18 protein-coding genes and 1 pseudogene are annotated in these 19,435 nt (G+C 62.3%); 5 read left to right on the top strand and 14 right to left on the bottom strand.

Annotated features, from left to right (window positions below; genetic code table 11):
* Positions 1-280: 280 nt before the first annotated feature.
* The 8 genes from M4J40_RS21660 to gatC form a co-directional block, all read right to left on the bottom strand.
* Positions 281-988: a glutathione binding-like protein gene (locus M4J40_RS21660; RefSeq protein ID WP_251756483.1), complete on the bottom strand. Its 708-nt coding sequence runs from the start codon at positions 986-988 to the stop codon at positions 281-283.
* Positions 989-1,085: 97 nt separating this feature from the next.
* On the bottom strand, positions 1,086-1,382 hold the full coding sequence (locus M4J40_RS21655) for a hypothetical protein (RefSeq protein ID WP_251756482.1): 297 nt from the start codon (positions 1,380-1,382) through the stop codon (positions 1,086-1,088).
* A 65-nt stretch (positions 1,383-1,447) separates the two neighbouring features.
* Positions 1,448-2,311: a flagellar motor protein MotB gene (locus tag M4J40_RS21650; RefSeq protein WP_251756481.1), complete on the bottom strand. Its 864-nt coding sequence runs from the start codon at positions 2,309-2,311 to the stop codon at positions 1,448-1,450.
* Positions 2,312-2,429: 118 nt separating this feature from the next.
* The gene (locus tag M4J40_RS21645; protein WP_251756480.1) at positions 2,430-3,209 is read right to left on the bottom strand and encodes a MotA/TolQ/ExbB proton channel family protein; all 780 of its coding nucleotides are present in this window, start codon (positions 3,207-3,209) and stop codon (positions 2,430-2,432) included.
* A gap of 205 nt (positions 3,210-3,414) precedes the next feature.
* A complete protein-coding gene (gene gatB, locus M4J40_RS21640; RefSeq protein ID WP_251756479.1) occupies positions 3,415-4,893 on the bottom strand; it encodes an Asp-tRNA(Asn)/Glu-tRNA(Gln) amidotransferase subunit GatB in 1,479 nt (492 codons plus the stop codon).
* Positions 4,894-5,068: 175 nt separating this feature from the next.
* Positions 5,069-6,463 (bottom strand): esterase-like activity of phytase family protein, encoded by a 1,395-nt coding sequence (locus tag M4J40_RS21635; RefSeq protein WP_251756478.1) that lies wholly within the window; start codon positions 6,461-6,463, stop codon positions 5,069-5,071.
* 96 nt (positions 6,464-6,559) lie between these two features.
* Positions 6,560-8,035 carry an Asp-tRNA(Asn)/Glu-tRNA(Gln) amidotransferase subunit GatA gene (gene gatA / locus M4J40_RS21630; protein WP_251756477.1) on the bottom strand — a complete coding sequence of 492 codons (1,476 nt, stop codon included), beginning with the start codon at positions 8,033-8,035 and terminating at the stop codon, positions 6,560-6,562.
* A 45-nt stretch (positions 8,036-8,080) separates the two neighbouring features.
* Entirely contained in the window at positions 8,081-8,368 is a 288-nt protein-coding gene (gene gatC, locus M4J40_RS21625; RefSeq protein ID WP_251756476.1) for an Asp-tRNA(Asn)/Glu-tRNA(Gln) amidotransferase subunit GatC, read from the bottom strand.
* Positions 8,369-8,810: 442 nt separating this feature from the next.
* Between gatC and M4J40_RS21620 the strand changes: the two genes are divergently transcribed.
* Positions 8,811-9,698, top strand: coding sequence for a diguanylate cyclase (locus tag M4J40_RS21620; RefSeq protein ID WP_251756475.1), 888 nt, complete (start codon positions 8,811-8,813; stop codon positions 9,696-9,698).
* A 73-nt stretch (positions 9,699-9,771) separates the two neighbouring features.
* Entirely contained in the window at positions 9,772-10,266 is a 495-nt protein-coding gene (gene ruvX, locus M4J40_RS21615) for a Holliday junction resolvase RuvX (RefSeq protein WP_251756474.1), read from the top strand.
* 75 nt (positions 10,267-10,341) lie between these two features.
* Here the strand turns inward: ruvX and M4J40_RS21610 are convergent, their stop codons facing one another.
* From M4J40_RS21610 to M4J40_RS21595, 4 genes and pseudogenes are all read right to left on the bottom strand, one after another.
* Entirely contained in the window at positions 10,342-10,668 is a 327-nt protein-coding gene (locus tag M4J40_RS21610) for a lipid-A-disaccharide synthase N-terminal domain-containing protein (RefSeq protein ID WP_251756473.1), read from the bottom strand.
* Entirely contained in the window at positions 10,661-11,416 is a 756-nt protein-coding gene (locus tag M4J40_RS21605; RefSeq protein ID WP_251756627.1) for a glycosyltransferase family 2 protein, read from the bottom strand. The genes M4J40_RS21610 and M4J40_RS21605 overlap by 8 nt, the downstream gene beginning before the upstream one ends.
* Before the next feature lie 213 nt (positions 11,417-11,629).
* Positions 11,630-11,968, bottom strand: a pseudogene (locus tag M4J40_RS21600) (phosphatase PAP2 family protein); the annotation flags it as partial.
* A 301-nt stretch (positions 11,969-12,269) separates the two neighbouring features.
* Positions 12,270-13,970, bottom strand: a complete 1,701-nt coding sequence (locus M4J40_RS21595; RefSeq protein WP_251756472.1) for a glycosyltransferase family 39 protein — start codon at positions 13,968-13,970, stop codon at positions 12,270-12,272.
* A 381-nt stretch (positions 13,971-14,351) separates the two neighbouring features.
* Here M4J40_RS21595 and M4J40_RS21590 point away from each other — a divergent pair, with 381 nt between their 5' ends.
* Positions 14,352-16,190, top strand: coding sequence for a potassium/proton antiporter (locus M4J40_RS21590; RefSeq protein ID WP_251756471.1), 1,839 nt, complete (start codon positions 14,352-14,354; stop codon positions 16,188-16,190).
* Between the two features lie 31 nt (positions 16,191-16,221).
* Here the strand turns inward: M4J40_RS21590 and M4J40_RS21585 are convergent, their stop codons facing one another.
* Together M4J40_RS21585 and M4J40_RS21580 are read right to left on the bottom strand one after the other, a co-directional pair.
* Complete coding sequence (locus M4J40_RS21585; protein ID WP_251756470.1) at positions 16,222-16,737, bottom strand: DUF192 domain-containing protein; 516 nt, start codon at positions 16,735-16,737, stop codon at positions 16,222-16,224.
* Between the two features lie 93 nt (positions 16,738-16,830).
* Complete coding sequence (locus M4J40_RS21580) at positions 16,831-17,406, bottom strand: cold-shock protein (RefSeq protein ID WP_251756469.1); 576 nt, start codon at positions 17,404-17,406, stop codon at positions 16,831-16,833.
* A gap of 331 nt (positions 17,407-17,737) precedes the next feature.
* Between M4J40_RS21580 and M4J40_RS21575 the strand changes: the two genes are divergently transcribed.
* Positions 17,738-18,178 carry a VOC family protein gene (locus M4J40_RS21575; RefSeq protein WP_251756468.1) on the top strand — a complete coding sequence of 147 codons (441 nt, stop codon included), beginning with the start codon at positions 17,738-17,740 and terminating at the stop codon, positions 18,176-18,178.
* A 42-nt stretch (positions 18,179-18,220) separates the two neighbouring features.
* Positions 18,221-19,342, top strand: coding sequence for a D-Ala-D-Ala carboxypeptidase family metallohydrolase (locus M4J40_RS21570; protein WP_251756467.1), 1,122 nt, complete (start codon positions 18,221-18,223; stop codon positions 19,340-19,342).
* Positions 19,343-19,435: the final 93 nt, after the last annotated feature.

Here is a 19,435-nt window from a genome sequence, read left to right as displayed (position 1 = left end):
TGTGATCATGCTGGGCCATTTGATTAAAAAGCAGATTAAATTGCAGACTTAACAAGGAAACAACAAAAACTGAACCGAAAGTTACCTTTAACGGCCGTCAACCATGGATTTTCCGGACTTCCGCCATTTCGTGGCAAACAGGCCGGGAGCGTTGCTTCCTCGACGGAAACCAGGGATTCACCATGGACTCAGCTCGCAACGAAATTCTCTGGACTACGAAAAGCAAAACCGCCCCGGCCAAAGCGGTCGGAGCGGTCATGAAAGAGCTGGAAAGCAAAGATCAGCGGGCGCGCTGATTGAAAAGGACCTTCTGCGCTTCCTTGTCGTCGGCAAGGTTGCTGGCTGGCGTCGGAGCGGTGATCGCAAGCGCCTTCGCAGCGGCGGGACGGTTCGACACCCGGTCGACCCAGGCCATCACGTTCGGAAACTCTTCAGCATTTATGTCCTGGCGCTCCCAGCCGCGCGCCCAACCAACGCAAGCCATGTCGACAATGGAATAGTCGCCACAGATGAAGTCCTTGCCGGCAAGCTGCTTCTCGAGCACGCCGTAGAGGCGGTGCGTCTCGTCCCGGTAGCGCTTGATCGCATAGGGAAGCTTCTCGGGCGCATAGAGCGCGAAGTGATGGTTCTGACCGAGCATCGGCCCGAAGCCGCCCATCTGCCACATCAGCCACTGCTCGACCTCGACACGACCACGCTCATCCTGCGGATAGTACTTTCCGAACTTGCGTCCGAGATAGAGCAGGATGGCGCCGGACTCGAACACCGAGATCGGCTTGCCATCCGGTCCCTCGGGGTCGACGATGGCCGGCATCTTGTTGTTGGGCGATATCGCCAGGAAATCCGGCTGGAACTGATCGCCCTTGCCAATATTGATGAAGTGCAGATTGTAGGGGACGCCGAGCTCCTCGAGCATGATCGTGATCTTGTGGCCGTTCGGCGTCGGCCAGTAATAGAGGTCGATTGGCTTGGTCTGGGTCGCGGTCATCGGCTTCTCCTCGCCCGTTTCCGGTATCGGCTTAAGGCGAGGCAGCATATTTGTTGACCACGCCGGCGAAAAGAGGCGGGCGATGAACTTGGCGTGTTCAGGCCGACGGAGCGATCGCCTCGCCCTCAACGACAACCCCGATCTCCGGACCATCGCGCCGGATGATCCGGACACGGTAACGCCGATGATCCGCTTCGTCCTCGAGCTCCAGATCGAGCGGTAGCGGCCGCATCTCGGCAAGAACCAGCTTTGCTCCCTTCGCCGAACGGTCGCGGATCAGGCAGTCTGCGAGTCGCAGGCCATCGCGGCTTCTCAGTATCCCGCCCCTCAATCGCGTCCTGTGGCGATCTTCCCGGCGTCGATCATCGGTATCGGGCGTGGAAGAATCGGACATGAAGCCCCCTGTCGGAATGAATCCGACGGAGAGTCCGTCCCCTGCCTTGCCTCAGCCTTGCGCCACTAGAACGGGCTCTCGCTCGGCAGGGCCGGTGCTTCCTTGAGCAAGACGAGCTCTATGCGGCGGTTGCCGGAGAGGAACGGGTCGTCGGGGAACATCGGATCCTTGTCGGCGACGCCGATCACCTGGGCGAGACTACCTGGCCCGAGGCCGAAGCTGCCGAGGATCTCGGCCGTCGCAAGCGCCCGCTTTGCGGAAAGCGCCCAGGCAGCGCCACCGGGAACAGCCATGTCACCGGTCGACTCGGTATGTCCGATAATCTGAAGCCGTCCCGGCATCTGCTGGATAACCGGTGCGATGCGCGACAACAGGATCTTCATACGATCGGTCGGCTCGCTCGACTGCGAGGCGAACATCGGCCGGCCGTCCTGGTCGATAATCGAAATGTGCAAGCCGTCTTCGGTGATGTTGAGGATGATCTGCTTGGACAACTCGGCATAGTCGGGCAGGTCCTGCAAAGCCTGCCGCAACGACTCCGAGGCGGTGAGATACTCGCGCGGTTTGCTCTCTGCCGCCTTCTCGAACCGGTTGGTGTTCACCTCCGGCCCCTGCTTCTCATACTGGTCGTTGAAGTCGGTGGCGAACTCCACGGCGTCCGAAAGGGACATAGGCTGGACGTTGCGCAGATACTTTCGTTCGGGAAGACCACTCTGCTCGATCATGCCGGCAGGGCGTTGCACCGATTGGTATCCGAAGGCGTCGCGCATAGAGCCGGCTGCATCGTGCAGCTTCTGCTCGTCCTGACTGGAGAAGGACACGATCATCACGAACAGCGCCATCAGAAGAGCCATCAGGTCGGCAAAGGTGATGACCCACGGCGCTCCGCCATGTCCGCCACCGCCGCCGCCTTTCTTCTTGCCGCTCATTCCGCCGCCCTTCCGCTTTATGATCGTCCCGCGTCCCAACCAAGGAGGCGCCGATCCAGTCCTTCGCTATCGCACCAGTTTCGCCACGGGACCGAAATCGTGTTCGCGACCCGAAGTATCAGGCGGCCTCCTTGCTGGCTTCCGCCTTGGCCCGGTGCTTCAGCGGCAGGTAGGAAAGCAGCTCTTCATGCACCTGCTTGGGGCTCTTGTTCTCCCGGATCATCAGCACCGCGTCGATGATCATCGACTGGACTTCCGCCTCGTGATTGGCCCGATTGGCCAACTTGTCGGCCACAGGGGCCGCGACAACGTTCGCAACGACCGCCCCGTAGAGCGTGGTCAGCAGAGCGATCGACATGGCCGGGCCGATCTGCTTGGGATCGGACATGTGGGCGAACAGCGACACGAGGCCGATGATGGTACCCACCATGCCCATGCCCGGCGCCGCTTCGGCGATCTTGCCCCAGGCAGTGTGTCCCATGTGCAGACGCTCGTGCTGCAAGTCGCGCTCGCGCTCGAGAACGTGCTGAATGGTCTCGCCGGAATAACCATCGGCGATCATCTGGATCGCCTTTTGGAGAAAGGGTTCGTCGATCTCGAGCTTCTCGAGACCAAGGGGCCCCTGCTTGCGCGCCACCTCGGCGATCTCGGTCAGCTGGTCGAGCAGGTGAAAGATGTCATGCGTCTTGTACATGACCGCTTCCTTGAAGCCACCGAAGACGGCCACAGGGAAGGTTTTGAGCGTATACCGACCGAGCATCGCAACAAGGGCGCCCACGACCACGACCACGGTCGCAAGAAGGTTCATGAACATCATGATGTTCGAACCTTCGAGGAGGACGGCTATATACAGCACGCCAAAGCCGCCGATTACGCCAAGAAGGGTTGCAATATCCATCGATCGCTCGGGCCGGGGGGAAAGAGTCGGACTGTACGGCCTACGCCGCGAAACCCCAGCACCCCGACATTAAGGATGATGCCGATAAGGCAGGCTTAACGAACAGGGTTAACCAAACCTTCCGCGACCTAGCAAAAAGGCGGCCCGAAGGCCGCCCTGACGCAAATTGCCGTTTGCAGAAGGCAGCTTGTGCCGCCCTCGCCGCTTACTCAATGCCAAGCTTGGCCTTCACCAGATCGTTGACCGCCTGCGGATTGGCCTTGCCGCCGGTGGCCTTCATCACCTGCCCGACGAACCAGCCGCTGAGCGTCGGCTTGGCCTTGGCCTGTTCGGCCTTGTCGGGGTTGGCCGCGATCACCTCGTCGACGGCCTTCTCGATGGCGCCGGTATCGGTGACCTGCTTGAGGCCGCGTTCCTCGACCAGCTTCCTCGGATCGCCCCCCTCGGTGTAGACAATCTCGAACAGATCCTTGGCGATCTTTCCGGAAATCGTCCCATCACCGATCAGATCGACGATAGAGCCGAGCTGTTCGGGTGAAACCGGCGACGCCTCGATGCCCTTGCCATCCTTGTTGAGGCGCCCGAAGAGCTCGTTGATCATGAAGTTGGCGACGGCCTTGCCGTCGCGCTTCTTCGCCACCTGTTCGTAATAGTCGGCCGAAGCGCGCTCAAGAGTCAGCACCATGGCGTCATAGGGTGTGATGCCATAGTCGGCGACGAAACGGGCCTTCTTCTCGTCCGGCAGTTCCGGCAACTGGGCCTTGAGGCCCTCCACCCAAGCCGGGTCGAGTTCCAGCGGCAAAAGATCCGGATCGGGGAAATAGCGATAGTCATGCGCCTCTTCCTTCGAGCGCATCGACCGCGTCTCGCCCTTGCCCGGATCGTAGAGCCGAGTCTCCTGATCGATCTTGCCGCCGTCCTCGATGATGCCGATCTGCCGGCGCGCCTCGAACTCGACCGCCTGGGCGGCGAAGCGCATGGAGTTGACGTTCTTGATCTCGCAGCGCGTACCGAGCGGATCGCCGGGCTTGCGAACGGAGACATTGATGTCGGCGCGCATGGAGCCTTCTTCCATGTTGCCGTCGCAGGTACCGAGATAGCGCAGGATGGTGCGGAGCTTGGCGAGATAGGCCTTCACCTCCTCCGACGAGCGGAGGTCGGGCTTGGAGACGATCTCCATCAGCGCCACGCCCGAGCGGTTGAGGTCGACAAAGGACATGGTCGGATGCTGATCGTGGATCGACTTGCCCGCATCCTGCTCCAGATGCAGTCGCTCGATGCCGATCTCGACGACGCCTTCGGGCATGTCGAGCAGAACCTTGCCCTCGCCGACGATCGGCTGCTTGTACTGGCTGATCTGATAGCCCTGCGGCAGGTCCGGGTAGAAGTAATTCTTGCGGTCGAAGACCGAATAGAGATTGATCGCCGCCTTGAGACCAAGGCCGGTGCGGATCGCCTGCGCCACGCACTCCTCGTTGATAACCGGCAGCATGCCGGGCATCGCCGCGTCGACCAGCGACACGTGCATGTTCGGCTCCGCGCCAAAGACGGCCGACGCGCCGGAGAACAGCTTGGCATTGGAAGTGACCTGGGCGTGCACTTCGAGGCCGATGATGATCTCCCAGTCGCCGGTGGCGCCCTTGATGAGCTTCTTGGGGTCGGGAGTGCGGACAGCCATGTTCATCGTGGGTCTCTCGGATCGGTCATACGACATCTGTCTGGCGGGATAGCCCGTTTTGCGTTGGAGGTAAACGGGAAAGGCGCGTCAGTCCAGCATGTCGCGGATTGAGAGGCGACCCGAAAAGACAAAGGGCGTCGCGATGACGCGACGCCCCGAGTGCAAAGCGCGACGAATGCCGTCAGTCAAGAGAGAGCCGATAGACCAGCACCATGGTGTCAACATCGGCCCCGGCGTCGTAATCGGCGCCAACCTGATGTCCCTTGGTCGTGAGAAAGTCGTTGTCGTTGGCGATAAGCATCAGCACGTCCTTGGGGTGTTCCGGATCGAATGCCGGAACGACGCCGATCGCTTCCCACTTCTCCGACAGGTCATTGGCATCGTGGGGCGCGCCATTGTGGAGACCTGCCTTGCCGAGCTCGGCATTGTCGTTGATGTCGATGACGGTGGTAAGCTTGGCTGCGGTGACCGACGCATCAAGCGCGCCCTTCGGCGCGACAGGCTCGAGGTCGTCAAACTTGCTGCCGGCGATGTTCGTGGCGCCGGCAAAGTCGAGCAAATCGACGCGACGATAGAGAGAAGTGTCGCCCTTCACGCCCCACCCATTGTTGCTGTCGCGCGAGAGCAGCAGAAGCCGTCCGTCCGGCAAAACGGCAAGCTCGGACTGAGCGGCCACCAGGGTCTTGCCCTCGGCATCCTTGAAGGTCGGTAGCGGCACGACATACTCGGCCTTGAGCTTCAGCGCATCGGGGTCGGCGGCATCGTAGACGAGAGCCCGCGTGTTGTATCTCGTCGACTTCTTGTCGCCGCCATCCTGTCGAGTGGCGCTCTGCAAGACCACCGTCAGCTCGTTGGTCGTCGGATTGAGGGCCATTCCCTCAAAGCCCTGATTGTTCTGGCGTCCGGTCTCGGGGTTCTCCGGATCTAGCTTCGGAGCGCCCTCGCCCGGATTGTTGGAGGAAAAGTTGACCGCTCCCTTGCGCATCGGCAGGAATGCCTTGGGAGGCAGCGTCGCCGACACGAGCTTGCCCTCGGCCGTGAAGTGATAGATGGCCGGGCCATACTCGTCGGAGATCATCAGCGAGCCATCCGACAGCCGGACGATGGCCTCCGGGTCTATGCTGACGGCACCAGTGACCGCGCCCGGCAGATCGGTGCCGTTGTCTTTATTGACGGTTACCGGATCGAGGCCGGTCAGCGGCTTGCCTGCCTTGTCGGTGAGCAGGAAGGTGCTCTCCAGCTTCAGGTCGGCAACCGCGGCCTTGCCGGCCTCCGGCGCCGCGAAGGCGATCGAAAGGGCGTTGACCCGGGCGCTGTAATCCGTCGTACCCTCGACGTTGTAGCCGCGGTCGGGCAGCAGAAGCAGGGATCCCTGATAACCGTTGTCGGTCTTCTTCCAGTCGACGACGGTCATGCCGGAGCCGGAGCCGAACGTTTCGCCGAAATTGTCGCGAAGATCGGCCGGCAGACGGCCTACAGCCACCAGTCCCTTGTTAACCGGGAGGTCGGCCGCAAAAGCCGAAGTGCCGGCGGCAAGGGTCGCGGCAAGAACGAAAAGCGTTGAGTAAAGCTTCATGACAGCCCCATAGGTGAAACCCGAGAGGCTGTTGAATAGGCGGGTTGTTTGAACCTGTTGTGAAGGTGGCGCCGGACGAAAGCCGGCGCCCTTGCCTTACCACCACCGCTTGGGTGCGAACGTGCCCACGGCCTTCTCGATCGCCGAGCCGAGGGTGAACAGTGTCTCCTCGTCGAACGGCCGCCCGATCAGTTGCAGGCCGAGCGGCAGCCCCTCGGCGGAGAGCCCCGCCGGCACGGCCAGGCCCGGCAGACCGGCCATGTTGACGGTCACGGTGAACACGTCGTTGAGATACATCTCGACAGGGTCCGCGTCGGCTTTCTCGCCAATGCCGAAGGCTGCCGAAGGCGTCGCCGGGGTCAGAATGGCATCGACACCCGCGGCATAGACAGTCTCGAAATCGCGCTTGATCAGCGTCCGGACCTTCTGGGCGCGCAGGTAGTAGGCATCATAGTAGCCAGCCGACAGCACGTAGGTGCCGATCAGGATACGACGCTTCACTTCGGCGCCGAAACCGGCGGCCCGGGTGTTCTCGTACATGTCGACGATATCCGAACCCGGCACGCGCAGACCGTAGCGGACACCGTCGTAACGGGCGAGGTTCGACGATGCCTCGGCCGGCGCCACGATATAGTAGGCCGGCAGAGCGTACTTTGTATGCGGCAGCGAGATGTCGACGATCTCGGCGCCCGCCTCGCGCAGGATGTCGATACCCTTCTGCCAGAGGGCGTCGATCTCCGCCGGCATGCCATCCAGCCGGTACTCCTTGGGAATGCCGATCCTGAGCCCCTTCACGGACTTGCCGACGGCGGCCTCATAGTCGGGAACCGGAATGTCGACCGATGTAGTGTCCTTTGGATCGACCGACGCCATCGACTTCAGGAGGATCGCCGCGTCGCGGACATCGCGGGCGATCGGGCCAGCCTGATCGAGCGAGGACGCAAAGGCGACAAGCCCCCAACGCGAGCAGCGACCATAGGTCGGCTTGATGCCGGCGGTGCCGGTGAAGGCGGCCGGCTGACGGATCGAGCCACCGGTATCGGTGGCCGTTGCTCCGAGGCAGAGGCGTGCGGCCACAGCCGCAGCCGAGCCGCCCGACGAACCGCCAGGAACCAGGTTGGCATCGGAACCATTGCGGCGCCACGGATTGACGACAGAGCCATAATGGCTGGTCTCGTTGGAGGAGCCCATGGCGAACTCGTCCATGTTGAGCTTGCCGAGCATGACGGCGCCATCGGCCCACAGGTTGGCGCTCACCGTACTCTCGTAGGTCGGCTCGAACCCGTCGAGAATATGGCTGCACGCCTGGGTGTGAACACCCTTGGTGGCATAAAGGTCCTTGATGCCGAGTGGCAACCCCTCGAGCGCCCCGGCCTTGCCGGCGGCGATGCGCTCGTCGGAGGTCTTCGCCATCTCGCGCGCCTTTTCCGGCGTCTCGGCAACATAGGCATTGAGCACCCGCGCCTTTTCCATGGCAGCGAGATAGGCATCCGTCAGTTCGACGGCGGTAAAGGACTTGGCCTTCAGCGCATCGCGCGCCTCGGCAAGGGTAAGTGAGGTGAGATCGGTCACTGCGGAAATCCCGAAAAAACGTGAGAAGCCGGTGTCTGGCGGGAGTTACTCGACCACCTTGGGCACCAGGAAGAAGTTGTCCTCGGAGACCGGGGCGTTGGCGGTAACACCCTCGGCATCCTCGCCATCGGTAACGACGTCCTGCCGGCGGCGCATCTTAACGGAGACCACAGAAGTCATCGGCTCGACGCCGGCAACGTCGACCTCGTCCAGTTGCTCTACGAACCCGAGAATGGAATTGAGCTCATTGGTCATGCGCTCCGCCTCGTCATCGGTGACCTTGATCCTGGCGAGACGCGCAACGCGGCGCACGGTAGCCGTATCCACGGACATGTAGATTCCCTCGAACAAACTGGAATGTCCCGCGTATAGCACCGGTCGCGCGCCGGAGCCACCCGCTTCCTCGTGCCACCGATACGGCATCGGGCGAAATGACGATCGGTTGGCGGTGAGTCGCAGGATTCGGCGCACCACAACCCAAAAGAGAGACCATCGAGCCGGAATCGAGCGCCTCATCCTTTCGGAGGCCTAGCAAACCGGTGCGCGGAGCTCCATCCAACGCCGGCAGCTTAACACATTGATCTATACGAATATTTTAATCCACCACCGAGACGGGTAGTTCTTTTGTCGGAAAGCGTCTTTGCAAAGTTCTGCTTTCTGAACCGCGATTGGCGGGAATCCGTTGTTTTTTCATTGATGAAATCGACAAAAGCGGTCTATGAGTTCCCCGCTTTTCGGGACGACCTTACCTCTTATCAGGTATATCTAGCGCATCATGCACATCGTGCTCGTCGACGGCAGTCGAACCGGACTGATGATCCTGCAAAGGATGCTTGAACCTCGCGGTGATGACGTCGCTTATTTTACCGACGGTTGCGAGGCGCTTCTTTACATTCGGTCGACACCGCAAGCCGAGGTACTGATTACCAGCTTTGAAATCGGTGGCGTTTCAGGCACCGAGCTTTGCTGGGAGGCGCGCCTCCTCGCAGACGCGGGACGCCCTCTCTATGTCATCGGCATGTCCGCCTCCAACGATGCGCAGCACTCCATCAGCGTACTCGACGCGGGCGCCGACGACTTCATGTCCAAGCCGCCGCGCCAGGATGAACTCAACGCTAGGCTGCGTGTCGCCGAGCGAACGTTGATCATGCAGCGTCGTCTCATCGAAATGGCGACCGTCGACCCATTGTCCGGCCTCTTCAACCGAGGCGCCTTTCGCCAACGGTTCGACGCGGAAATCGCCACCGCCGAAGTCGGCGGAACCTTCTCGCTCATTCTGTTCGACATCGATCACTTCAAACATATCAACGATATCTACGGCCATGATGTCGGCGACGACGTAATCCGCAGCGTGGGGACGCTCCGAGTGCCGCCGGACGGGCATTTCTCCCGCATCGGTGGCGAAGAGTTCGCCGTGATTCTGCCCAGCATTCCCATTGATGGCGGCTTTTCGGTCGCTGAGTATCTTCGCGAACAGGTCAATGCGCTCTCCATCGAACGCGGCGACAACACCATTCGGATTACCGCGAGTTTCGGCGTCGCCGAGTTTCGGCCGGGCGACACGGTCAATGACCTCTACCGTCGCGCAGACTTCGCGCTCTACCAGGCAAAGAACACCGGTCGCGACCGCGTCTCGGCCACCTCGCCGGAAATCGTCTCCTGACCCCAGTATCGCAACTTGGGCAGAAGCGCTGGCCGTGATAGGCAATGCCTCCGCGCAGGATGAGGCAGACCCAATGACCGAGACCGAAGACCCCGTTGCCTTTGTGGCGACCCTGGAGCCGGGGCGACGCCTGCTCGGCCTTGATCTCGGAACCAAGACGATCGGCGTCGCCGTTTCCGACGAACGGTTCCTTATCGCGACGCCCTTGGTAACTCTTTCCCGCGTCAAGTTCGGCAGGGATGCCGCCGCACTGATCGAGCTTGCCGACAAGCACAATGTCGGCGCCTACATCCTGGGCTTACCGATCAACATGGACGGCAGCGAGGGACCTCGCGCCCAATCGACGCGCGCTTTCGCTCGCAATCTCGCGCCACTCGACGGACGCCCTCTGTTTTTCTGGGACGAGAGACTTTCAACGGCGGCTGTCACCCGGACGCTTCTTGAGGCGGACGCCTCGCGTCGTCGACGCGACGAAGTGGTCGACAAGCTCGCGGCGAGCTTCATCCTGCAGGGTTTTCTCGACCGCCTTCACCTTGCCGCGCGTGCCGATGACCCCCGCCGACTGTAGAGCACCCGCCGATCAGGTTGAATCAACCTGATCGAAAAGCGGCTGCCCCAGCGAATGCTCTGGGAGCCGTTTCGATCAGTCGGATCGCGCGCGTTTGGTCGACTTCCGAATCAACATCAGGTTACGGATGTAGATGAGAAGACCAAGGCCCTGCCCGGCAATGAACACAGGATCCTGCCGAGCGATCGAGTAGACCAGAAGAAGAAAACCGCCGCCCAGCGAGAACAGCCAGAAAGCCACCGGAATGACCGAAGCCTTGGCCTTCTCGGAAGCAAGCCATTGCACGACGAAGCGCATGGTGAACATGAGCTGGGCGACGAAGCCGAGAATGACCCAGAAATCGAGCTGCTTGACGAACACGTCGTGAAGCCAGCCGGCAAACTGCGCGAAGAGATCAGCCATTGTCGTTTCCGATTTCCGAGACGACGGGAAGACGCTTGATACGCCGCTTCAGCCACCAGACGCCGAAGAGATCGAGTACGCCCTGAAGCGCACGGTCAAAGATGCCGTAGTTGGATGCACCGTGCATGCGCGACCGATCGACCACGTCGAGATGGGTGACGCCGTATCCCTCGCGAAGCACCAGCGCCGGAAGGTAGCGGTGCCAACCGTGGAAGAAGGGCAAGAGCAGGAAAATGTCGCGTCGCACCGCCTTGAGGCCGCAGCCGGTGTCTCGGGTTGCATCCTTCAGGATGGCGTTGCGCAGCCAGTTGGCGAAGCGCGACGCGTAGCGCTTGGCCAACCCGTCGGTTCGCTTGAGGCGCTGTCCGGCGGCGATTCCAACGGAAGGACCGGCTGCGACGAGCGCGTCGACCAGCTTCGGGATGTAAGCTGGGTCGTTCTGGCCGTCGCCGTCGATCGTGGCGACGATCTCACCGCGCGCGGCAAGCACGCCCGAGCGGACGGCGGCCGATTGGCCGCAAGCTTCGACATGACGAATGTGGCGGACGGGCTTGCCTTCCGCCTTCCAGGCCACGATGGCGGCGCCCGTGCCGTCGGTCGAGCCGTCGTCGACGACGATCACCTCGAAGGCGCGGCCTGTCATGGCCGCAAATATCTCCGGCACGATGACGGCCAGATTGTCCGCTTCGTTGCGGGCGGGAATGACGACCGAGACAAATCCCGTCTCGGAAGGCTTCGGTAAGATCATGCTGGTCACTCCGACCGGGTCCGCGCTCGTCCCGGCGTCCGGCACCCCGGCTCCTGAAGAACAAAAAACTGGATCGATGCTTTGCCTGCTTATGGCAAGACGCAGCCGCATCAACAAGGCCCTGCCCTCGCCGGAGATCATGTCGATCCGATGGCGAAGCGGCAGCGGCAATCCGCTCTCGGACAGGCGGAACAACCGGCCATGCCTGGCGAACCACACGGCGACGAGCAGCGTGCCCCAAGTGCCGAACGAGAGGCCGGCGACTACATCCGAGATGCGGTGAGCGTTGACCATCACCCGCGATACGCCGATCGCAAGGGCGAACGGCCATACCACGACAGCCAGCGGGCGCCACAAGAGCGTCAACGACAGTGCGAAGGCCGCCGCCGTCGTCGAGTGCCCGGACGGGAAAGCGGCGTAGGACGGGCGGAAGGCAAAAAACCGGACAACCCGTTCGCCCGCGACCGACGGGCGCGAGAAGCCAAGCGAGTACTTGACGATCAAGACCGCAATTCCCGTTACCGCGATCGACGCGAAAAAGAACAAAACCATGTTCTGAAGCGTTGCGAAGCTCCCCGGAGGGCCAAACTTCGGGCGATTGAGATAATGGAGAAGCAGAACCGCGAGGCCTGACGGAATCAGCATCCAGTCGGATTGGCCCAACCGCGACAGAATGGGCCAGATGGACGCCGGCGGCCCGCCAGCCATCACCCAGGCGCGTGCGTCCTCGTCGAAGCGGCTTGCCACGATGACGGCAAGCACCGTCAGCAGGCCGACCAGCCAGAGTGCCGTCCTGACGACGTCGGGATCGCGCCAGCGGGCGGGCCGCTTGTTGATCAGCATGGTCGGCTCCTCACGGCTTCGAAAACAGCAGCATGGTGCGGAGCTTCATGCCATTGAGATTGCGACCGGTGACGGTGGCGGCCGGTTCCGGCGCTGTCTCGACATCGCCGAGCGCCGTCAGAAACTCGCCCCGCGCCTCTTGCGGGACGATGGCAATGGCGCAGTCATTCGATCGGAAGGATTCGGCGACGCCCGATACACCCGCCCGAACAACTCCGGTGCCAAGCCGGAAGACGGTGCTCGGTTCGCCATAGCCCGCGATCGAAATCGCAGGCGCATCGCACTGGCGGGTGGCGGCTACGGCGTCGGCCAGATCGTCGCTGAGCCAGATCTGCCGCGCCGCTGGCAGAAGGATCACGTAGCCGAGCAGCATCAGGCCGCCTGAGGCGGCAACCATCGCCACCAGTCCGGACCGCAAACGCCCCGAAGCCAGCAAACGGCTCGCCGACAGACCGAGGCCGGCGATAACAACCGCTCCGACGAGCCCCTGCCAACTCGCGTATCCCTGATAAACGAGAAAGGCGATGTTGAGGCCGAAGCCGACCAGGAGCGACCCGATCGCGATGAACGCGACAGAAACACGCCATCCGCGCCGCGCCGCGCCAAGAATGCCGGTATCGAGAAGCAGGCCGATCAAGACCGCCAGCGCCGGCATGAAGGGCAACACATAGTTGGGCAGTTTGGTGGCAACCGCCTCGAACACGATCCAGCCGGGCAGCGCCCAGGCGATCAGAAAGAAGATCGCAGGCTCGCGTCGCGTTTTCCAGGCCTGAACGACCGCCAGCGGCGCCAGCGTCGATAGCGGCCAGAAGGTACCAAGCGCCACAAGCAGATGCATGCCCGGCGGTGCGCCGTGCGACTCCTGGCCGGAGGCGACCTTGCCGAGCATGTCGCGGCCAACGGCCTGGCTGAAGAACGCCCCGCCCGAGATCCAACCGATGGCAATCAGCCAAGGCAGAGCGAGAAGCAGCATCCAGACGATGCCCTTGAGCGGCGACAGCGAGCGCCAGAGGGTCGTCGATCGCTCCTTTGCCCAAATGGCAAGAAGCGTGAGAGCGGCCACCAACGGTGTGATGGGGCCTTTGATCAGAACGCCGATACCCATGGCCGTCCAGAACAGGGCATTGCGCGGGAACGACCTCGCCCTCGCCTGATCGACATAGGCGCGGGCCAACGCGAACTCCGCGGCGAGCACCGTGGCGCACAGCATGGCATCGGTCTTGGCGATGCGCGCCTCAAAACCGATGAGCATCGTCGAGGCGGAAAGAAGGCCGGCAAACAGCCCAGCCCGCGCCGTGCCGAGCGTCGCGCCAATGCCGTAGGTGAAGAGCACGACAAGGACCGCGCCGACCAGTGACGGCAGGCGATAGACCCAAAGTGGAGCGGCGGCGGCATAGCCCGACAGCTCGGCGGTCGCGGCCTGAATCCAGTAGATGCCGACGGGTTTCTTGTAGCGAGGCTCATCCTGGAAGCGGATGTCCACCCAGTCTCCCGTCTCCAGCATCTGGTGGGACGCCTGGACGTAGAGCGCCTCGTCGCGATCGGTCAGCGGCAACGAGGAAATGCCAGGGGCGAGCAGCGCAAGCGTGACAAAGGTCAGGACGAGGAGATTGACGAGATGGGAGTGCGCGAATGCCCATCCCTTTCGGGATGCTGCCGGCGCAACTGGCGCTCCGTCTTCGCCGATCCCCTTATCGCTCTCATTGTCCATGCATCGAAATCCGCAGTGGGAGCCCGCTGTCGGGCGATACGCGCGCCTCTTATCACGGAACGCTACGTCTGGGCATCACACTTGCGCAACCCGCCGACGCAATCGGAATATTGTTGGAGCCGACTGTGAAAAACGCGCGATCTTCATGAACTGGTTCCCAAAGTCGCCTCAATATGGAAGCATGTCACCTAAGTGGTTCGACTCTGGAACTTGCCGCTCTCCGATGTCTTGCTCGGATCAAGCGCCAGAGGCTAGACGGCCATGAAAACTCGCTGCTCCCAACGGAGTCTTTGGATCTGACGCTAGATCCGGCGCACTGTGTCTGCCGGGGCTCGAATGTCGAAGTCTATTCCATAGACTCCCTCAACAACCGAGGCTCGTATGCATCAGATCGCGGTCGCCAATCTTGTCTTGGCCTTGGGCGCGACGCTGATCCTCCTCGGCATTCTCTCCAGCTTGCTGGCCTCGCGTTTCGGCACTCCCCTGCTCCTGGTGTTCCTGGTGGTGGGTATGCTGGCCGGCGTTGACGGCCCCGGTGGAATAGAGTTCAGCAACTATCGTCTCACCTACCTGATCGGCTCCTGCGCGCTCGCCATCATCCTGTTCGACGGCGGGCTCAGGACGCGGCTCGCGGAAACACGGGAGGCGCTAGCCCCATCTCTGGCGCTGGCAACGGTCGGCGTCGCGGTAACCGCCCTTCTGATCGGCGTGTTCAGCTATCTGGTCATGGGATACACCCTCATCGAAGGGTTGCTGCTCGGTTCCATCATCGCCTCGACCGACGCGGCGGCGGTGTTCTTCCTGCTGAAGACGGGCGGTCTTCAGCTCAAGCCGCGCATCGGTTCGACGCTCGAGATCGAATCCGGATCCAACGATCCCGTGGCCGTCTTTCTCACCATTGTCCTTACCGAGCTTGCAGTCGCCCACTCGTCACCGGGGTTCGGCACACTGACCGAGCTCAGCCGGCAGGCATTGCTTGGCGCCGCCATGGGGATTGCCGGCGGCAGCGTGGCGACGCTCGCGCTCAATCGGCTGACGTTGCCGGGGGGGCTGCACCCGCTGTTCGTCATTGCGCTGACGGTCAGCGTTTTCGGCGCAACTTCCTATTTCGACGGCTCAGGCTTTCTCGCCGTCTACGTGGCAGGTCTGGTGGTCGGCAACAGCAGCGTTCGCGCCTACCCCGCCATCAGCAAGTTCCTCGAAAGCGCCACCTGGCTCTGCCAGATCGTCATGTTCCTGATGCTGGGCCTGCTGGTGACGCCGAGCAACCTGATCGAGTATGCGCCTGAGGGCCTGACCATCGCCCTGTTCCTGATGCTCATCGGCCGACCGGCGGCCGTATGGATCTGCCTGAAGCCTCTGGGCTTTACGCCGCCGGAAATCAACTTTGCCTCTTGGGTGGGCCTGCGTGGCGCCGTCTCGATTTTCCTTGCCACCGTTCCGACATTGGCCGGCGCGCCCAATGCACCGATGTACTTCAATGTCGCGTTCTTCGTGGTGCTGATATCGCTGCTCGTCCAGGGCTGGACCATCGCGCCGGCCGCCCGGTTCTTTGGCATGGCGCTGAAGCGACCGGCCGCGAGCGCCCGCCGCGTCGAGATCGACCTGCCCGGCCAGACCGACAACGAGATGGTCGGATATCCGGTCAGGCCCGACAGCTATGCCGCGCTGCGCCCGGCTTCCCTGCCCGCCTGGCTGAAACCGGTCATCGTTGTGCGCGACGGCACCGTCAAGAACGCCGCCGAGGCAGGACAGATCAAGGCCGGCGATTACGCCTATTTCATCTCCCCTCAGGATCGCGTCAATCGTCTCGACAGGCTGTTCGCGGCATTGCCGGCCGAGGCTGTGACGGCGGCCAAGCGCAGTGCCTTTGGCGAGTTCGCCGTGGCCCCGGACGCACCTCTCTCCGACCTTGCGACCTTCTATGAGATGCAAATTCCGCCAAAGCTTGCCGGACTCACCGTCGCCGAAGCCTTCTCGGTCCGCTATGGCAACCGACTGCATACGGGAAGCCGGTTGACCCTCGCCAATTATGCCGAACTCGTCGCGCGCGTCGTGGAGGATGGACAGCTTCTGAAGGCCAGTCTGCGCCTTGAAGATGTCGTCGATGTTTCCATGCGAACGCCGCAGCTACCGCCGCCGTCGCAGATCCGTCGCCTCTACGACCGGCTGCATCAACGCTTCCGGAACAAGGGAAAACCCAACGAGCCAACCAAGTAGGGCCGGCGTCGGAGGGAGGCAAACCGGGCGTTTACCGCCCGGCCACGGCGTCGATGATCGGATGCCGAACCAGATCGCCAACCGAAACGTCGATACGCTTTGCCTCGGGGGTCGGTATCTCAAGTACGAAACGCACGGGCGAGCCGGACGGGATGCGCATATCGGACTGGGGTTTTGCGCCGCGCGCGACCGAAACCACCCGGCCCGCGTCGGAGATGAAGATGATGTCGAGCGGCACGAAGGTGTTGTGCATCCAGAAGGCGACATCGCGCGTCATGCCCATATCGAACAGCATGCCGGTTCCATGCTCGATCGACCGCCGGAACATCAGGCCGCGCGACCGACTCTCGTCGTTGTCGGCAACCTCGACCTGATACGGGTAGACGCCGGTCGACGTCTCGATGCTTAGGTTGGAGCGCGGGCCGACTGGATTGTCGCCCTGACTGGCATTCGAACCGTTTCCGAAAAAGTAGAGGATGGCGATCGCAGCAACCAGACCTGCGGCAAGCGCCCGTATCAACAGGCGCCACGAGGTGACTTCCGACATTTTTGCCTTCGATCCCTGACTGTTCGGCGTTCTCACACGAAAAGACGCGCCTCGCCGGGCCCGCCCGGCGCCGCGTGCCGCCCCATTAGGACATCAATGTGACGAAGGTATGCCACCGGCCTGAACCGGACGGATTTCCGCGACCATCTTCCCCTTGGGACCATCGCCGTAGCGCACGAGCACACGCTGACCAGGCCGAAGTTCCGTGATCCCAAAACGACGCAGCGTTTCCATGTGGACGAAGATGTCCTCGCTGCCGTCACCACGCGTCAGAAAGCCAAACCCGCGAACACGGTTGAACCACTTCACCTCAACCTGCTCGAGGCCGCTCGACGGCGTCACCTGAACGTGGGTGCGAGAGGGGGGCAACTGAGAGGGATGAATAGCCGTGGACTCGTCCATCGACAGAACGCGCATCGCCTGCAGCCCCTTCTGCCGACGCACCGCCTCGCAGACGACGCGAGAGCCCTCGTAAGCCGTCTGGAATCCATCGCGCCGCAAGCAGGTAACGTGGAGCAGCACGTCGGGCAGGCCCGGCTCATCGGGCACGACAAAGCCAAATCCTTTCGCAACGTCGAACCACTTGATGACGCCCGCGACCTCAATGACTTCCACGCCGACGTCTTCGTCAACGTTATTGTCTTCCGACACAAACTGAGCCTTGGCCATGAGCCAGTCTCCACGATGGCACTTACTAGAAGCGCGGATGAATCCGCGCCACGACTATTCGTGATTCTTCTGCTAAAATACCACCTGAAGGCCACCCTTCCGCAAGCCCCTCGTTAACGACTGTTAACGGTTTTGAGCGCGTTTCTCGCCGCCAGACTCGGTTCCTTGCCGATATTGTCATGACCTCGCGCTCCCGGCCGGACTGCAATGCCCCGGATTGCCGATGCATGGAGAGGCGCCAAGTCTTGCATCCACCCCGATCCCAAGGATAACTAGCCCGCCTGACAGAGGCGGAGGTCGGCCGCCAAGAGCCCAAAAGGAGGAAATCGACATGCGCTATCTTCATACCATGGTCCGGGTTACCGACGTGGACGCGTCGCTTGCCTTCTTCCGCGACCTCCTCGGCATGACCGAAATCCGTCGAACCGAAAACGAGGCCGGCCGCTTCACGCTGATCTTCCTTGCGTCGTCCGACGACGTGGAAGCCGGCCGTGCGCACAGCGCCCCACTTGTCGAGCTGACCTACAACTGGGATCCGGAGGTCTATGGCGAAGGCCGGAACTTCGGCCATCTCGCCTACGAGGTGGACGACATTTACGCCACTTGCGATCGGCTGATGAAGGGCGGCGTCACAATAAACCGTCCGCCTCGGGACGGTCGGATGGCCTTCGTCCGCTCGCCGGACAACATTTCCATAGAGCTGCTGCAGAAGGGCGACGCTCTGCCGCCCGCCGAGCCCTGGGCATCGATGCCGAACACCGGCAAGTGGTGAGACGAAATGTCGGACCGGCTGGCGGAAGGGATTAGGCGGACCGTGACGCTTCGGTCGGTACCGCTCTTGTTGGCGGGCCTTGCCGCGGCCGGCTGCGGCGCCGTGCTGAACCGGTCCGACTTCAAAGCCCTCACGCCTGTCGAGATTGCCGAGATCAAGGCGACAGCCGACGCGAAGAACGAAACCAGCGGCAAGGACGCAGCCGAGAAACCGGGTGAGGCCTCTTCGGCCTCACCTGAGAAAACGACAGAACCGGTGGCTGGCGACACGGCGGTCCCCATGGCCGTCGCGGTCGCTCCCACGGAAAAGCCAAAGGCAACTGGTCTGTTTGCCTCGCTGTTCGGTGATTCCGAACAGGCGAACGCTTCCGAACCAGCCTCGGCGGTCGATCCTGCCGCCGCCACGCCCGGCGACAACTCCGTCGGCAGCGAGCCGGCGGCTGCGGATACGGTCTTGGCCAAAGTCGAGCCGACCGCCCTGCCAGCGGCCGATTCGGTCTCTCCAGCGCCACCTGAAGCAACCGAAGAGATTTCGGAAGCCGAGCTCGCAGGCGAGAGCGAAGCCGATCCTGACAAGATCGCAGTGCCCAAGCCGCCGGTGGACGACGGTCTCGAGCATGATTTCGTCAACGTCTACACATCGCGCCCGGAGCGACAGCAGGACCTGTTCGAGGGGCTGCCGGGTGTCGCGTGGAAAGGCAATCTCGTGCTCGCCTCGCGCGGTCCCGACGGCGACCCACGCGGCCTGTTCGATGGCGAGGTTCAGCCTTACGCCCACTATGTGCCCGGCCTGCCCCGCGACGTCGTCCAGGCTGCCAACGGCCTCTTGCTGGCCCACTCGGCCATCAACGTATCCTGCGTCAAGCCGGCACTGCTCGGCATGATACGGGACGCGGAACGGCATTTCAGCCGCAAGGTCGTCGTCACCTCGGGCTATCGCTCTCCGTCGCACAATCGACGCGTTCGGGGCGCGCTGCACTCGCAGCACCTCTACTGCAATGCCGTCGATCTCTATATGCCCGGAATCTCCCGCGACGAACTCGCCCGCTACTTCTACGGCCATCCCTCGCGGGGCGGTCTTGGGCTCTATTGCCACACCAAGTCGATCCATGTGGATACCGGGCGGAGACGCGAGTGGCGCTGGGCTTGTCGCGGACGCGGATAACGCTTGTCGTTCAAGCCCATAGACGAAGCTGTAAAAAAGCCGCAACAAATGCCGATTGGCTCTTGCCCAACCGGCAGAAGCTCACTATAAGCG

This window comes from Pleomorphomonas sp. JP5 (assembly GCF_023721815.1).
GTDB lineage: Bacteria > Pseudomonadota > Alphaproteobacteria > Rhizobiales > Pleomorphomonadaceae > Pleomorphomonas.
The sequence above is the reverse complement of the archived record's forward strand: the minus strand, read 5'-3'. Positions and strand labels throughout refer to the sequence as shown.

What these genes read in the sequence shown, in the direction of transcription:
- M4J40_RS21655 (WP_251756482.1), bottom strand. Translation starts at nt 1,382, where the DNA reads ATGTCCGATTCTTCCACGCCCGATACCGATGATCGACGCCGGGAAGAT.
- M4J40_RS21620 (WP_251756475.1), top strand. Translation starts at nt 8,811, where the DNA reads ATGCACATCGTGCTCGTCGACGGCAGTCGAACCGGACTGATGATCCTG.
- M4J40_RS21575 (WP_251756468.1), top strand. Translation starts at nt 17,738, where the DNA reads ATGCGCTATCTTCATACCATGGTCCGGGTTACCGACGTGGACGCGTCG.
- M4J40_RS21645 (WP_251756480.1), bottom strand. Translation starts at nt 3,209, where the DNA reads ATGGATATTGCAACCCTTCTTGGCGTAATCGGCGGCTTTGGCGTGCTG.
- M4J40_RS21595 (WP_251756472.1), bottom strand. Translation starts at nt 13,970, where the DNA reads ATGGACAATGAGAGCGATAAGGGGATCGGCGAAGACGGAGCGCCAGTT.
- gatC (WP_251756476.1), bottom strand. Translation starts at nt 8,368, where the DNA reads ATGTCCGTGGATACGGCTACCGTGCGCCGCGTTGCGCGTCTCGCCAGG.
- ruvX (WP_251756474.1), top strand. Translation starts at nt 9,772, where the DNA reads ATGACCGAGACCGAAGACCCCGTTGCCTTTGTGGCGACCCTGGAGCCG.
- M4J40_RS21650 (WP_251756481.1), bottom strand. Translation starts at nt 2,311, where the DNA reads ATGAGCGGCAAGAAGAAAGGCGGCGGCGGTGGCGGACATGGCGGAGCG.
- M4J40_RS21610 (WP_251756473.1), bottom strand. Translation starts at nt 10,668, where the DNA reads ATGGCTGATCTCTTCGCGCAGTTTGCCGGCTGGCTTCACGACGTGTTC.
- M4J40_RS21585 (WP_251756470.1), bottom strand. Translation starts at nt 16,737, where the DNA reads ATGTCGGAAGTCACCTCGTGGCGCCTGTTGATACGGGCGCTTGCCGCA.
- M4J40_RS21605 (WP_251756627.1), bottom strand. Translation starts at nt 11,416, where the DNA reads ATGATCTTACCGAAGCCTTCCGAGACGGGATTTGTCTCGGTCGTCATT.
- M4J40_RS21580 (WP_251756469.1), bottom strand. Translation starts at nt 17,406, where the DNA reads ATGGCCAAGGCTCAGTTTGTGTCGGAAGACAATAACGTTGACGAAGAC.
- M4J40_RS21590 (WP_251756471.1), top strand. Translation starts at nt 14,352, where the DNA reads ATGCATCAGATCGCGGTCGCCAATCTTGTCTTGGCCTTGGGCGCGACG.
- M4J40_RS21635 (WP_251756478.1), bottom strand. Translation starts at nt 6,463, where the DNA reads ATGAAGCTTTACTCAACGCTTTTCGTTCTTGCCGCGACCCTTGCCGCC.
- gatB (WP_251756479.1), bottom strand. Translation starts at nt 4,893, where the DNA reads ATGAACATGGCTGTCCGCACTCCCGACCCCAAGAAGCTCATCAAGGGC.
- M4J40_RS21660 (WP_251756483.1), bottom strand. Translation starts at nt 988, where the DNA reads ATGACCGCGACCCAGACCAAGCCAATCGACCTCTATTACTGGCCGACG.